Here is a 12,576-nt window from a genome sequence, read left to right as displayed (position 1 = left end):
CCGCAGGTCCAGAAGGGCCGGAACGGCCGCTGGGAGCTGATCGGCGTCACCTCGGGTCCCGGCGCCCCGAAGGTACCGTGCTCGGAGGGTCCTGGCCTCTACACCAGCGCGCCCGCCTACGCGGGCTGGATCAACAAGACCATGAAGAACCACCACGCGGTGAAGAACCACCACCATGCCGTGAAGAACCACCACCACCACCACGCGGCGAAGAACCACCACACGGTGAAGAACCACCACGCGGCGAAGAACCACCACGCCGTGAAGACCAACCACGCGCTGTCGACTGCGGCCATGCGCTCCGACCTCGCCGAGACCGGTACGAAGCACAACACATCGGCAATCGCTCAAGGTGTGTCAATTTAACGGCTGATCCTGGTTGTTGAGTGGTCAGTTGTTGCTCGGGTCAGGCGGCCCTCGAAGGCGATCTGGAACGCGTTCAGGGCCGCCTGCGCCTTCCAGCGCATGGTCCACCACTTGTTGCCCTTCCCCGTCGGGTCCAGGCTCCGATGGCCGGACGGACCAGGGCGAAGACAGCCCAACGGGACGTGAGTCAGTGCGGTAGCGGTGGGGCGCTTGAGCGATCCACCGGATTAGGCGCTGGAGCGATCAACGGGATACCCGGAGCGCCTGACGGGACGGAGGGAAGGGCGCGTTCACGGCCGTTCTCCTGTCCCTGGACGCCGAAGCCCGTCGAAGATCAGATCGGCCACGGCCTGTGCGTGCCGCTCGATCTCGTCCGCGGTGGACGGCACGTCGTCGAAGAGCCGCTCGGAGATGACACTGTGGCTGAAGGGCGCCCCGCCCCCGGCACTGATCAGGTGGCAGAAGACGGACATCGGAACCTCACGCACCCGACCGGCCCGGACCAGTTCGTCGTACAGCGGGGTGAAGACGTCGAGCACGGGCCGGACGTAGGTGTCCAGGAGGTAGTCGATCCCGCGCCCTCGTGCCGGCCGTCGTCGCCGCGCTCGCCTGGTGCTCGCCGGATGCACGGCGGACTCCTCGGAGACAGCGGCGACGGCGGCACCGAGGGCAGTGGTGACGCGTCGGTGGTGTCGGTGACCGGTGGCTCGGCGCGGGGAACCGTGAACGACGACTACCGGGTGTTCAAGGGCATTCCCTACGCGGCCCCGCCGGTCGGCGACCTGCGGTGGCAGCCGCCCCGGCCCGCGCCGGGCGACATGCCCGAGGGCGCGTTCCCGCTGGGCGCGACCCACACCTTCGAGCTGCGCTACCTCTTCGACATCAAGGGCATCGGCCCGCTCATCCCGCAACAGCAGAGCCTGGCCGATCAGATGGTCGTCCAGTACTGGGCCGCGTTCGTCCGCAGCGGCGAACCGGCGGCGTCCGGGCAGGAGTGAGCGGACGCGAGCCCGGTGCGTGTGACCTGGGGCGAGTGGACGCGAGCCTGTGTGAGTGAGCCGTCGTGAGGGAATGCGAGCCCGGTGCGTGCGCCGGGCTCGCATTCCGTTGAGGACCGGGTTCCGGTGACAGCACCGGGTCAGGCGGGTGCGCCGCTCGCGTCGGGGTGACCCCTCACCGCTGACCCGCCGTCACCCACCCCGTAGCCCCCACCACTTCCTCCGCCAATTCCAGGACCCCCCGCCCGTACCGCGTCCTGGGGCATGCCCCGGTCCAGGAGGCGGCGCTGCCCGCCAGTTCCTGTGCCGGCCCGGAGCCCAGTTCACGCCCGGCCAGCCGAAGCGCGGTCATCGTCGGTGGTGGTGAGCAGGACCCGTACGATCCGGACGTCCGCGCCCATGTGAGGTTTCAAGACTCAGGTGACATTTTGAACTCATCAGATTCCTGACGGGCTCAAGACTCACTGGACATGACCGGGCAGCCGAGGCCCGAGGCCGGTCGGCCGAGCTGGTGGCAGTCTGTGCTGGCGTGGACGAGATCAGGGCCCGTCCGGCCGACATCCGGGGCCGTACAGGGGGACCAGGGGCACCGCGTGGTTGGGTCCGGTGGCCATGACGAAGGTCTCCCTCTGGCGGGTGGACAGGTGCAGCTGCGCTCCGGGCGCGGTGCTCCGGGCACGGGAGCTTGAGCGGCTGGTGGACGGGCCGATCCAGGTGGCTCCGCCGGGTCCGTCCGGAGCGGGGGCCTTGTGGCGTGGACGACGGTTCTTGGTCTGTTGTCTCTCTTCGGCGGACGGCGGCAGGTCTGGGCCCCGTCCGCTTCGCGGGCCGTGGGGCGGACGGGGGGGGATTCGTCATCGTGTGTCGCGGAGCTGAAGAAGGTATGCGGCGGTCAGTGCGACAGCGCGGTCCTTGTCATGCGACAGCCTCGCGAGGGCATGTGTCGCTGTCGTCCCCGGAATGTCCGCCAGTGCTTGGGTCAGCCGCCCGCGTGCAGGTGCTTTGGTGGTGTTGTCGGCGAGGCGGTCGACGAGCCTGGCCGCGATCTGATCCGCTGTCGCGGTGTCACTCGCCAGCGCGCTCAGTGCATCGGCTGCATCGGTGTCGTTCCTTCCCGCCACGATCATGTCGATGAGGGCCGGGACCGCTTCGGCTGCACCACGTGTGCCGAGCGCCAGAGCCGCATACCCGCGGACCACGGCGTCGGGGTTGGCAAGGGCATCCCGCAGCTGTGCGGTAGCTTCATCGCCGGGCATCTCGACGAGGGCCTGAACGGCACGCTCCCGTACTGCGGCCACCGGTGAGCTGAGGCCCTCCGCCAGCAGTGCCGGGGCGCCGTTGTCCGATCGCGCCAGCGCCCATCGCAGGGCCCCGGCGACATTCGGCTCCGTCTCGCTGAGTGCCGCCTCGACCAGGGCCTCCACCGGCACTTCGCCGCCCGAGGAGAGGACCGCGCGCTGGCGCGCGTCGGCGTTCTTCGACCCCAGTGCTTGGAGGAGCGCAACGACCCGGAGCACGTCCTCCCAGTCGGCCGGGTCCGCAGCATGGATCCGGCGGAGCTGCGTGAGCAGCTCGGTCTCGGCCGCGATGCGGTCGTGTGTCTGACGGACGAGGTCGCCGACGAGCGCCGCAGGCGTGAAACCGGGATCGTCGAGTGCGCGCCCGGTCTCCCGCAGCGACAGGCCCAGCGACCGCAGACTCTCGATGTGGAAGATCCGCCGGATGTCCTCCGCGGTGTACTCCCGATAACCGGATCCCGTACGGCCCGAAGGCCGCACCAGGCCGAGCGATTCGTAATGCCGGAGCATGCGGGCACTGACCCCGGACCGTCTCGACACCTCACCGATCAGCATGGTTCTCATCGTCCGTCTTGGGGGCCCCGGCGAGGGCCACGACGCGCTTGGCCTCCTCGATCGCCGGCTCGAATCCGGCGTCCGGGTCGTGCAGCAGCCGCTGTGTGGCGAGCGCGTGCGCACGTACACCCGGGTCAGAGGCTGTCGTCGCGGCATGCAGAGCCGGCGCAATCACCTCACCCAGCGCGACCAGCGCCTGGCTGAGACTCAGCTGTGTCTCCTGCTCACCGCGCCCGAGCTGCGTGGCCAGCACCGAGGACAAGGCGGACTCCTCACCTTCGGGTACGAGCACGACCGCGGCCCGCCAGGCGCTCCGCGCCACTTCGTCGTCTGCGTCGGACAGCAGTGCCCGGGTGATCGCCGGCCACGCCTGCCGGTCCCCGATCTTGGACAGGGTGTGCAGCGCCTGGCTGCGTGCCTGCGCACGCTCCGAGCGGACTTCGCGGAGCAGCTCGGGGAGCGTCAGGGACACCGGGTGGCGGGTGAGCGCCCAGGTCAGCATGTCGCGGACGAAGAACTCGGATTCGATCGCGCATCGCTCGATGAGTTTGTCGACGAAGCACGGGTCAGGCGCCGTACCGACCGCCAGAGCAGCCCGCAGTCGTACAGACGAACGGCTGTCCTCCAGCCCCTGGAGCGCTCTTATCGCATCCGTGTCCTGTCTCGTCATGGTCATCGGGACCACCTCCTTGGGAAGCAGTGAAGACCTTGTCACCGTGTCAAGGTCAAACGGGCCGGCTGCCCGTTCACGAGTCACTGAGAGGATGCCCCGGTGTACTCCGGCAGGTCCGGCTCCAGGTGTTCGCTGATCGCGGGGCGGTCGCGTGCGGCGTAGGCGCGCGTCAGGTCGAGCGCCTGCCGTGCGGCCTTGTTCATCCGGGGGCGGTGAGGTCCTGGAAGTCGTTCATCGGCGCCTCGCCGGCGGGCGGTGCCGCGGGCGGCCGGGGGCGTTCGGGAAGGTCGGTGTCGGGTGCTGCCGACGTACCACTCGATCACAGCTGGGTCGTGACCGTGCGGGCCGGGGCGCGACAGGTCGTCGTGTCCGGCGCAGGGCAGCGCGTACCGGGAAGGGCCGGTGAGTGACAGTTCGATCGTGTGGATTGGGGCGACGCGGGGCCCGGCCACGGGATGCGACCGCGTCTCCAAAGGGGTGTGACAACTGCTGTGCGGTACTGGCGTGGGCCCGCAGCGCGATGTCGAGCGAGCCGGTCGGCGGCTGAGTGCTCATCGAACAGTGACGCGGCGCCTGCCGTTTCGGCCGAGGTGCCCTGTCCGCTGTAGCGGTCCGGTTTCCAGGTCACCGGTGCCCGGCACTTCAGGCCGGCCTCGCTGGGGCGGCCAGGTCCAGGTGGCAGCGGGCGCTGTGGCTGCTGACCCGGATGCCGAAGCCGCCGGTGAACAGGCCCTGCTCGGAGATGCCCTGCTGGCAGGCGGCGGGTGCCTTCCTGCGGCCGTGCTTCTCGGGTACGGCGGCCTGCCAGTGGGTGCCGCCGAAGTAAGGGGTCGTCGTCTTGTCGTAGCCCTCGCGCCGGCAGAAGCCGTGCGGCTCGTTCGTGGACAGGGTGAACAGCACCTCATCCCGCGCTCCAGCGAGGCACTGCCTGATCGGTGAGAACGGTGCGCTTTTCAGGTCGAACGGGGTCGACCACTCACACGACGGGGCTCTGGGCGCGGCCGCGGTGGGCCAGCGCGGACAGCCGAGGGTGCTGCCCGGCGAACTTGCCGGGCGGCAGCACGTTGATGCTGGGCTGCTGATGCTGAGCTTCGGAACTCTGGGGGTGTTCACAAGCGGGGCTGAGGTGCGGGAGCGGCGGTGTCGAAGCCGGTGAAGGCTACGGGCAGACCGTCGTGGAAGAGGTGTTGTTCGGCCCGGGGTCGTGGTGGCAGACGACGGGGCAGAGCGCGGCGAGTTGGCTGCCGCGGCTGGCGTCGTGCAGTGCACCAAGCGGGGTGCCGGCCGCGGTCACCTGGGCGTCGGTCCATTGCTGGAACTCGGCGGGCACGTGGCCGGGTAGGTAGCTGAAGGTGTCCCGTCCGGCTTCGTCGAGGCCGAGGTGGCGTGGCGCTCCGGTGAAGCCCTGTTGTGCGAGGTGGCCGAGCAGTTCCGCCACGAATGCCGATGTCGCTGTGACGGGTCGGCGGACCGTGTCACCGCGCCTCATGACTTCGCGCCTCACGACTCCGTGGGTCACGACTCCGTGGGTCACGACTCCGTGGGTCACGCGTCCCCCGGGCAGGGGTACTTCGTCGTTCTCGGCGCCGCCTCTGTGCACGTTCGGTCCTCCGTTGCCGGCTCATCGACGTCACGGACCGGTGCGTACCTGCTGACGGGTGGTGGCCTGATGGTGCCGGGGGCGTGCTGTTGGCGATCGCGGGAGCTTGCCGGGCGGAACGTCAGTCGCGGCTGCCGGCGAACGCTGCGATCTCTTGGAGCCCGGGGGTATATCCGTCCGTGGTGTCGACCTCGATCCAGGGGGCATCTATCGAGACCCGGTTGAATTCACTGTGGCTGAGCGCGTGCGCCACAGCGTCGCCCTGCGGGGCGTCCTCGTGCGCTCTGCGTACGGGGTTGTCCTCGAAACGTCGCTGTTTCCGCTCCAGCGCCACGTTCGGGTCGACCACGCAGTGAACGATGCGGATCCGGGCCATCGGGCGAAGAGGCTCCAGCCCGGGCCGCCACAGACGGTCCTGGAAGGCTGCCTCTGCGACGGTCGTCACGCCGGACTTGAGCAGCAGCTCCAGAACTCCGAAGAACGTCGGCAGTGTGCGCATGGTCAGTTCGTCCGCGGGTCCTGGCTCGAATCCGGGGGTGGCGTGCACCATGCCCTCCTTGATTTCGTCCCGGCAGATGGCGGGACATCCCACTACGCGTGCGATCTCGTGCGCGAGTGTGGTCTTGCCTGCTGCGGGTGGGCCGCTGACGACAATGAGCGTGGGAAGTGGACTCACCCCCATAGAGATAGCAGAGGCAGGAGTCAGCTGCTGCCCGGCCTCATGCAGGCAGTACGCGGCCGTGCTGGTTCCCGCCTTCTGATCTGCCCGCGAACGGCGAAGGCGTCGCGTGCGGAGATTTCCGGCCGCTGCGGAGGATCGCCGGGTGCGTCAGTGGCCGATGGGGCGCCGGGGCAGCGGGGACGAGTACACGACGCTGGTCGTGACAGAGCCCAGGCCGCCGATTCGGCCGGAGACCTCTTCCAGGTGGCGCATGGAACGCGCCGCGACCTTGATGATGAAGCAGTCGTCGCCTGTCACGTGATGGGCTTCCAGGATCTCCGGCATCACCTTGACCAGGTCGTGGAAGGGCTTGTAGTTGCCGTTCGGGTAGCGCAGCCTTACGAACGCCATGATCGTCAGCCCTACTTTGTCCGGGTCCACGACCGCCGCGTAGCCGCTGATGATCCCCGCTTCCTCCAGCCGGCGCACGCGCTCGGTGACCGCGCTGGCCGACATGGAGACGGCGCGCGCGAGGTCCGCGAAGCTGGTCCGGCCGTCGCGCTGGAGGACTTCGAGGATGCGCCAGTCAATGGTGTCCAGGGAAATCGCGGTCATACCCGAGAAGTTACACGGATCCCCCGGCCGTAGTAATCAAAGGCCATGGACAGTGCCTTCGAGGTGCCGGTTCCGGCGTGTAGTTTCCAGGCCATGGCCGGCAGCCAGGCCATGTCGCCCGGAGTAAGGAAAGACACCGTTTCATGACCACGACCGTCCCGAACCCCGTCCTGCGGGTTGCCCCCGCGACACCCGCCGAGGCCGCCGCCCACTTCTGTGCCTCGTTGCGCTTCTACGCCGATGTGACCGACGTCGCCGCCGCGCTCGCGGCCGGCGGCGACCCGGGATTCGTGATGCTCGATTCCCGTTCCGCCCAATCCTGGGACCAGGGACACATCCCCGGCGCGGTCCACCTGCCCACCGCGCTCATCCCTGAACGGGCCTGGGACTTGTTCGACGAGTCGGTGCCCGTCGTCACCTACTGCTGGGGGCCAGGCTGCAACGGCGCCACCCGTGCCGCCCTCGCCCTCGCCGAACTCGGCTACCAGGTCAAGGAGATGCTCGGCGGGTTCGAGTACTGGGTGCGCGAAGGTTTCGCCTATGAGACCTGGCAGGGCCCGCAGCGCCGCGACGCCGATCCCCTGACCGCCCCGGTCGCGGGGGCTTGCGGTTGCTGATCCTGCCGCTCCCGGCACAAGTGGCCAGCGCCCGTCGGCGGTTCAAGGACATGAATCACCTGCGGCGAAGGTCTGTGAGTCCGCTCAGTCCCCGGTGAGAACTCGCGTGTGCGGCGGCCGCCGCCTGCCCACCCTGGTGCAGGCCACGGCAACGATCGCGGCGCTGCTCGCCTGGGCCGCCATCGCCCTCACGGCCCGTCGCCCGGCCCGGAAAGGCGCCACACCAGCTGGCCGAGGAAACCAGCGTCGGCTGGTGCCTGAGGCGTCCTCGGCATCCGCCGCTGCCAGGCGGCGAGTTCGGCGTTGAGCACGGCGAGGTCGTCGATGCGGCGGTCCAGGCACTGGCGGGTGAGCGCGGAGAGCTCGGTCTCGGCGATGTTGAGCCAGGACCCGTGTTTGGGGGTGTGGTGGATCTCCAGGCGCTGGGCCAGCGCGAATGCCTTCCCCGGGTCGAACGCCTCGTAGAGCGAGGCGATGGTGTGGGGGTTGAGGTTGTCCATCACCAGCACGACCGTGGCGGCGTCGGGGTGGTCCACGGTCATCAGGTGTTCGACCTGGTGCGCCCAGTCGACCTTGGTCCGGCGGGGCCGGGCGTCCACGCGTCGCCATCCGCGCAGCGGCTCGACCCAGCAGAAGATCGGGCAGGTCCCCGAGCGGACGTACTCGTTGTCCTCGCGGCGGTCACGTCCGGGCCGCGCGGGAAGCGGATCGCGGACGTGGCCGGGCAGCTGGTACGGCTTCTCGTCCATGCACACCACCGGACGTGCCGGATCGTAGGGCCGGGCGTAGACAGCCAGGACGTCTTCCATCCGGGCCGCGAACTGCGCGTTCGCCCGTGGTGGGATGGTCCAGCACTTCTTCGGATGAGGACGCAGTTCCGTTTTTTTAAGACGCGTCCGATGGTGGAGTGGTCCAGATCCGGAATGTCCTCGACCAGCGCGACGTGCTTCTCCAGCAGCCGCAGCGACCACCGGGCATGTCCCTTTGGGGGCGTTGAGCAGGCCAGCGCGATCAGCCTCGCCTCGACCCCGCCGGTCACCGGGGAGGGCACCGGCGGGAACGCGCGCTCCTTCCGGCCGACCGTGGCCCACACATCGCCGCCGGTCTCCACGTACCGCTTCGAGATCAGGCGGACCGACTCGCACGAGACCCCGACCCGCTCTGCGATCACCGCCCGCGGATCGACCTCACCGACCGACGTGTCCAACGCGAGCAGCACCCGCGCCCGCCTGATCTCGACGCGCTGCGGACCCCCGTCGCCGTCACCCGTACCAACGCCCGACGATCCTCAACACTCAACGCAACCGGATACTTCTTCTGCGAGGACACAGCACCCCCTGCCCGACCAAACGCAAGCGACAAGGGGAGTTTGCCCCACCCTCAACTCCACCAACCAGAACAACACTTAACTGCGACAACCTACTAGCTAACCAGGCAGAGGTATCAGGCGCCGTATTTGGCTGGCCTCGCGGCCTCGTCCGTGCCCGTATCCCGCGCGCACACCCTGGTGGATGAGGTGTCACCGCGATGGACGACGACGACTGCTGCGAGGCCGACGGCCAGGCCGAAAGCGGTCTGCGGACCGAACGGTTCGCCGAACATGAGGGCTCCCCAGACTGCTGTGACCGGGGCCATGAGGAACATGAGTGTGTTGACCTTGGTAACTCCGGAGCGCCTCAGGATGAGCCAGTACAGCCCGTATCCGCCGAAGGTCGACAAGGCTACGAGCCAGGTGATGGCTGCCCAGAATGAGAGCTCAGCGGGCGGCTTCGCGGCTCCGGCGCTCACGGCAAGTGCCGTGAAGATGACGGCACTGGTGGCGCAGTGGACGGTCAGCGACACTGCGGGCGCGACCCGCGCGCGGGAGCGGCTTTCGAGGAACGTGGCCGCTACCAGCGAGAACATGCCGAGGAAGGGGATGAGATAGGCCCACCAGGCCGCACCGGTGCCGACCGCAGCATCGGCCATGGTGACGATGGCGACGCCGCTCACCCCCAGGCACAGGCCGAGCCACTGCTTGTGGGAGACGTGCTGACGCAACAACGGTCCGGCAAGTGCTCCGGCGACTAGGGGCTGGACGCCGTCGATCAGAGCTGTGGTGCCGCTGGAGACCCCGAGTTGGATCGCGTAGTAGACGGTGAGTAGATAGCCGCTCTGCGACAGTACGCCGGTCATGCCCTGCCGGGCCACATCCCGCACCGCGAGGTCCCGCCACGACGTTCTGGAGACGGCGGCAATGACGATCAGGACGACGGCCAGCGGCAGGAACCGCCACATCAGGATCGTGACCGCAGACGCACTGCCCGCGCCGAGCTTGGCTCCGATGAACCCGGAACTCCAGCAGATCACGAAGGCGATCGAGAGCAGGAAGTTCACGCCTCACCCTCCACTAAACAGATCGGTATACCCGCCAGCTCACTATACAGATCGGTATACTCCTGAGGTATGGGCACTACCGAGAGGCCGCGACGGATCACGATGACGCCTGCCGCACGGCGCGTCCTGGAGGCCGCCGCGAGGCTGTTCTACGAGCACGGCATCCATGCCGTCGGAGTGGACCTGATCGCCGCCGAGGCCGGGGTGACGAAGAAGACCCTCTACGACCGGTTCGGTTCCAAGGAGCAGATCGTCGTGGAGTACCTCGCGGATCGTGATGAACGCTGGCGGGCCTTCCTCGCCCAGTGCCTCGACGCCGCACAGCCGGTGTCGGCAGCGCGCGTCCTGGCCGTCTTCGATGCCTCGCGCGCGTGGGCGGCGAAGAACAGTTCCAAGGGGTGCAGCATGGTCAACGCTCACGCCGAGATAAGCGATCCGTCTCACCCGGCCTACCCGATCATCACCGGGCAAAAGGAGTGGATGCTCGCCCTGTTCACCGACCTCGCTGGAGACATCGCCCCAGGCCGGGCTGCCCAACTGGGCCGGACGCTCATGCTGCTTCACGAAGGGGCGCTCGTCGCCCACGGCCTGCACATCTTCCCGGACCCCATCAGCCATGCCCGCGAACAAGTGCAAACTCTCCTCGCCACCGCAAGGGGCGCCGCAGCGAAGCGATGAGGAGATACCCAGAAGACCGCTTCCAAGAGCCGGAAAGAGCCGGAATAGTGCACGGTCGGAATCCGCGGCAGGCACTTCAAGGGCGTCCTGGACGAGGAAGGCAACGCGATCGGAGCAGGCGAGGAGCGAGCGGACGCGTGGATTGTCCTGGAACCCGTCGCGCGCGCCATCGCCGTCGTCGAAGAACTTGAAGCCAGCGAGCAGCTGTTCACCCGCACCCTCTACCGGTACGCCAAGGGCACCTGCATGCCCCGCACTGGGCTGTCCTCCGACACCGCCGTGAAAAGAATCCGCGTCTTCACCGCCCGGGCCAACCCGCTTGCGATGGATCACGACCGGCCGCACGAGCTGATCCCGGACGACCGCGACGGCGTCGTTGCCCTGCGCCGCTTTCGCCGCGCCATTGCCTGGTTCATCTACCGCCGGCCCGGCGGCCGAATCGCCCTGGCGGTGCAGTACGGACACGCGGCCACCGCCATGTCCGAGTCCTACGCAGGCCGCTCCCGAGCAGACATGCTCGACGTCCTGGACCAGGAGAGGGGCTTGGTCCTGGCCGAGACCCTCACCGAGGCACGCGAGCGCATCGCCGCCGGCGAGAGCGTCAGCGGGCGTGCCGCCGACCGCTACCGCGCCGCGGCCGCCGAGTTCTCCGACCGATATGCCGGGACCTACCTGGGCAAACGCGAGCTGCGCGCGCTGGTTGCCAACCCCCCGCCTTGAGGTCTGCGAAGACTCGAAAGCGTTCCTGACCTGCAACCACGACGCGTTCACCGCCCTGTGCAACCCCGACCGCGACCGAGCGCGCGACGGCGGCCGAGCTGGATTCCGACGGGGCGGCAACACCGTCGAGGTCATGGGCCGCGATCAATGGGGCACCGCCCCGGCCGGGGACATCGTCATCGTGGCCCTGTTGTACGACGGTGTCGTGCCGGTCGTCGCCCAGTGCGGAGACGCTCTCGCGGGCAAAGTACCAGAGCAGGACATCTCATGAGCAACATCAGCATCATCGGCACCGGGAACCGTGGCCCGCGGCCATGATCCACATCGCCTCGATCGACAACCTCACCAAGCGCATAACGGACGAGACGACACCCACCTGGCGAGGAACTTACTAGGAGATAAAGGGCAATTCACCTAGATCAAACGCCCTCTCAGCCCCGAACCTCGACTTGGATCTCGATTTCCACCGGGGCGTCGAGGGGCAGCACGGCTACCCCGACCGCGGAGCGGGCGTGCGCACCCTTTTCGCCCAGCACCTCCCCGAGTAGCTCACTGGCGCCGTTGACGACGCCCGGCTGGCCGGTGAAGTCAGGCGTGGAGGCAACAAAACCGACGATCTTCACCACGCGCACGATCCTGTCCAGGTCACCGACGACAGACTTCACAGCGGCGAGCGCGTTGAGCACGCTGGTCACCGCGAGTTCCTTGGCCCGCTCTGCGCTGACCTCGGCGCCGACCTTGCCGGTGACCGGCACAGCGCCATCGACCATGGGCAGCTGGCCGGATGTAAGGACATACGCACCGGAGCGCACGGCGGGCTGGTACGTGGCCAGCGGCGGCACAACCTCCGGCAGCTTCAGGCCCAGTGCCGCGATCTTGTCCTCTACTGTGCTCATTCCTTCTCTCTCTTTCAACCTAAGGCACGTCCGGGGTGGGCGGTGTCAGGGTGCGGTGTGCGGCTCTCCTGCCCGGGACAGAACAGTCCGCGCGCGTTGGAGTACCGGCCGGTCGACCATCTGCCCGTCGACCGTGGTGACTGAGTCACCGGTCTCGAGAATGCGGCGCGCCCAACGGAGCTCGTCGTGGGTGGGCGTGAACCTGTCGGCGACCGGCCGGACTTGAGCCGGATGGATGCAGAGCTTGCCGGTGAAGCCAAGGCGCCGAGCGTGCGCGGTGTCGATGTCGAGTGCTTCGGGATCTCGTACGGCGGTGGTGACGCCGTCGACGGGCGGGGCGATGCCCGCCGCCGCGGAGGCGAGGACCAGCCGGGAGCGGGCATGGGTGAGGGCGAGATGGTCGTCGTGGGCGGCACCGAGCTGGGTGGCTAGTGTCCTGAGTCTCGGAAGGGCCGCATATCTAGGATTTGGGGTTCGGTAGGCGGTTCAGATAGCCGGCGAGGCGTTCGAAGATGTCGTCGGC

Annotated in this window: 16 protein-coding genes and 3 pseudogenes; 6 read left to right on the top strand and 13 right to left on the bottom strand. The window is 68.4% G+C overall.

Annotation, left to right across the window (positions count from 1 at the left end; translation table 11 throughout):
• Nucleotides 1–366 (top strand): annotated as a pseudogene (locus ACFY2B_RS45345) (hypothetical protein); the annotation flags it as partial.
• Between the two features lie 290 nt (nucleotides 367–656).
• Here the strand turns inward: ACFY2B_RS45345 and ACFY2B_RS45340 are convergent.
• Nucleotides 657–995 carry a hypothetical protein gene (locus ACFY2B_RS45340; RefSeq protein WP_390768915.1) on the bottom strand — a complete coding sequence of 113 codons (339 nt, stop codon included), beginning with the start codon at nucleotides 993–995 and terminating at the stop codon, nucleotides 657–659.
• On the opposite strand from ACFY2B_RS45340, the gene ACFY2B_RS45335 reads away from it, so the two are divergent.
• Nucleotides 990–1,364 carry a carboxylesterase family protein gene (locus ACFY2B_RS45335; RefSeq protein ID WP_390768914.1) on the top strand — a complete coding sequence of 125 codons (375 nt, stop codon included), beginning with the start codon at nucleotides 990–992 and terminating at the stop codon, nucleotides 1,362–1,364. The genes ACFY2B_RS45340 and ACFY2B_RS45335 overlap by 6 nt on opposite strands.
• An 854-nt stretch (nucleotides 1,365–2,218) precedes the next feature.
• Here ACFY2B_RS45335 and ACFY2B_RS45330 read toward each other — a convergent pair.
• The 7 genes from ACFY2B_RS45330 to ACFY2B_RS45300 all read right to left on the bottom strand — a co-directional run bounded on the left by ACFY2B_RS45330 (nucleotide 2,219) and on the right by ACFY2B_RS45300 (nucleotide 6,766).
• The gene (locus tag ACFY2B_RS45330) at nucleotides 2,219–3,217 is read right to left on the bottom strand and encodes a MerR family transcriptional regulator (RefSeq protein WP_390768913.1); all 999 of its coding nucleotides are present in this window, start codon (nucleotides 3,215–3,217) and stop codon (nucleotides 2,219–2,221) included.
• Nucleotides 3,204–3,893 (bottom strand): HEAT repeat domain-containing protein, encoded by a 690-nt coding sequence (locus ACFY2B_RS45325; protein ID WP_390768912.1) that lies wholly within the window; start codon nucleotides 3,891–3,893, stop codon nucleotides 3,204–3,206. Before ACFY2B_RS45325 ends, ACFY2B_RS45330 begins: the two co-directional genes overlap by 14 nt.
• Nucleotides 3,894–3,970: 77 nt before the next feature.
• Nucleotides 3,971–4,093 (bottom strand): hypothetical protein, encoded by a 123-nt coding sequence (locus ACFY2B_RS45320; protein WP_390768911.1) that lies wholly within the window; start codon nucleotides 4,091–4,093, stop codon nucleotides 3,971–3,973.
• A 439-nt stretch (nucleotides 4,094–4,532) separates the two neighbouring features.
• Nucleotides 4,533–4,790 (bottom strand): hypothetical protein, encoded by a 258-nt coding sequence (locus ACFY2B_RS45315; RefSeq protein ID WP_390768910.1) that lies wholly within the window; start codon nucleotides 4,788–4,790, stop codon nucleotides 4,533–4,535.
• Between the two features lie 259 nt (nucleotides 4,791–5,049).
• Entirely contained in the window at nucleotides 5,050–5,328 is a 279-nt protein-coding gene (locus ACFY2B_RS45310) for a hypothetical protein (protein ID WP_390768909.1), read from the bottom strand.
• 283 nt (nucleotides 5,329–5,611) lie between these two features.
• A complete protein-coding gene (locus tag ACFY2B_RS45305) occupies nucleotides 5,612–6,172 on the bottom strand; it encodes an AAA family ATPase (protein ID WP_390768908.1) in 561 nt (186 codons plus the stop codon).
• A gap of 147 nt (nucleotides 6,173–6,319) precedes the next feature.
• Complete coding sequence (locus tag ACFY2B_RS45300) at nucleotides 6,320–6,766, bottom strand: Lrp/AsnC family transcriptional regulator (RefSeq protein WP_390768907.1); 447 nt, start codon at nucleotides 6,764–6,766, stop codon at nucleotides 6,320–6,322.
• Between the two features lie 143 nt (nucleotides 6,767–6,909).
• Here ACFY2B_RS45300 and ACFY2B_RS45295 point away from each other — a divergent pair, with 143 nt between their 5' ends.
• A complete protein-coding gene (locus ACFY2B_RS45295; RefSeq protein ID WP_390768906.1) occupies nucleotides 6,910–7,383 on the top strand; it encodes a rhodanese-like domain-containing protein in 474 nt (157 codons plus the stop codon).
• Between the two features lie 188 nt (nucleotides 7,384–7,571).
• Here the strand turns inward: ACFY2B_RS45295 and ACFY2B_RS45290 are convergent, their stop codons facing one another.
• The 3 genes and pseudogenes from ACFY2B_RS45290 to ACFY2B_RS45280 form a co-directional block, all read right to left on the bottom strand.
• Complete coding sequence (locus ACFY2B_RS45290) at nucleotides 7,572–8,354, bottom strand: IS630 family transposase (RefSeq protein ID WP_390768905.1); 783 nt, start codon at nucleotides 8,352–8,354, stop codon at nucleotides 7,572–7,574.
• Nucleotides 8,330–8,476, bottom strand: a pseudogene (locus ACFY2B_RS45285) (helix-turn-helix domain-containing protein); the annotation flags it as partial. The pseudogene ACFY2B_RS45285 and the gene ACFY2B_RS45290, both read right to left, overlap by 25 nt.
• A gap of 350 nt (nucleotides 8,477–8,826) precedes the next feature.
• Nucleotides 8,827–9,759, bottom strand: coding sequence for a DMT family transporter (locus ACFY2B_RS45280; RefSeq protein WP_390768904.1), 933 nt, complete (start codon nucleotides 9,757–9,759; stop codon nucleotides 8,827–8,829).
• A 69-nt stretch (nucleotides 9,760–9,828) separates the two neighbouring features.
• Between ACFY2B_RS45280 and ACFY2B_RS45275 the strand changes: the two genes are divergently transcribed.
• From ACFY2B_RS45275 to ACFY2B_RS45265, 3 genes and pseudogenes are all read left to right on the top strand, one after another.
• Nucleotides 9,829–10,437 carry a TetR/AcrR family transcriptional regulator gene (locus ACFY2B_RS45275; protein ID WP_390768903.1) on the top strand — a complete coding sequence of 203 codons (609 nt, stop codon included), beginning with the start codon at nucleotides 9,829–9,831 and terminating at the stop codon, nucleotides 10,435–10,437.
• 246 nt (nucleotides 10,438–10,683) lie between these two features.
• Nucleotides 10,684–11,157, top strand: a complete 474-nt coding sequence (locus ACFY2B_RS45270) for a hypothetical protein (RefSeq protein WP_390768902.1) — start codon at nucleotides 10,684–10,686, stop codon at nucleotides 11,155–11,157.
• Nucleotides 11,158–11,269: 112 nt separating this feature from the next.
• A pseudogene (locus ACFY2B_RS45265) lies at nucleotides 11,270–11,407 on the top strand (NADP oxidoreductase); the annotation flags it as partial.
• 181 nt (nucleotides 11,408–11,588) lie between these two features.
• Here the strand turns inward: ACFY2B_RS45265 and ACFY2B_RS45260 are convergent.
• Nucleotides 11,589–12,053: a RidA family protein gene (locus ACFY2B_RS45260; RefSeq protein WP_390768901.1), complete on the bottom strand. Its 465-nt coding sequence runs from the start codon at nucleotides 12,051–12,053 to the stop codon at nucleotides 11,589–11,591.
• 45 nt (nucleotides 12,054–12,098) lie between these two features.
• Nucleotides 12,099–12,422 (bottom strand): HpcH/HpaI aldolase/citrate lyase family protein, encoded by a 324-nt coding sequence (locus tag ACFY2B_RS45255; protein WP_390768916.1) that lies wholly within the window; start codon nucleotides 12,420–12,422, stop codon nucleotides 12,099–12,101.
• Nucleotides 12,423–12,576: the final 154 nt, after the last annotated feature.

Origin of the sequence: Streptomyces sp. NPDC001270 (assembly GCF_042896695.1) — a bacterium.
GTDB lineage: Bacteria > Actinomycetota > Actinomycetes > Streptomycetales > Streptomycetaceae > Streptomyces.
This window is presented reverse-complemented; position numbering and strand designations above follow the sequence as displayed.

Bases quoted from the DNA above. Each gene is read 5' to 3' on its own strand.
- ACFY2B_RS45270 (WP_390768902.1), top strand. From the start codon at position 10,684: ATGCCCCGCACTGGGCTGTCCTCCGACACCGCCGTGAAAAGAATCCGC.
- ACFY2B_RS45275 (WP_390768903.1), top strand. From the start codon at position 9,829: ATGGGCACTACCGAGAGGCCGCGACGGATCACGATGACGCCTGCCGCA.
- ACFY2B_RS45260 (WP_390768901.1), bottom strand. From the start codon at position 12,053: ATGAGCACAGTAGAGGACAAGATCGCGGCACTGGGCCTGAAGCTGCCG.
- ACFY2B_RS45320 (WP_390768911.1), bottom strand. From the start codon at position 4,093: ATGAACAAGGCCGCACGGCAGGCGCTCGACCTGACGCGCGCCTACGCC.
- ACFY2B_RS45325 (WP_390768912.1), bottom strand. From the start codon at position 3,893: ATGACCATGACGAGACAGGACACGGATGCGATAAGAGCGCTCCAGGGG.
- ACFY2B_RS45335 (WP_390768914.1), top strand. From the start codon at position 990: ATGCACGGCGGACTCCTCGGAGACAGCGGCGACGGCGGCACCGAGGGC.
- ACFY2B_RS45295 (WP_390768906.1), top strand. From the start codon at position 6,910: ATGACCACGACCGTCCCGAACCCCGTCCTGCGGGTTGCCCCCGCGACA.
- ACFY2B_RS45300 (WP_390768907.1), bottom strand. From the start codon at position 6,766: ATGACCGCGATTTCCCTGGACACCATTGACTGGCGCATCCTCGAAGTC.
- ACFY2B_RS45330 (WP_390768913.1), bottom strand. From the start codon at position 3,217: ATGCTGATCGGTGAGGTGTCGAGACGGTCCGGGGTCAGTGCCCGCATG.
- ACFY2B_RS45305 (WP_390768908.1), bottom strand. From the start codon at position 6,172: ATGGGGGTGAGTCCACTTCCCACGCTCATTGTCGTCAGCGGCCCACCC.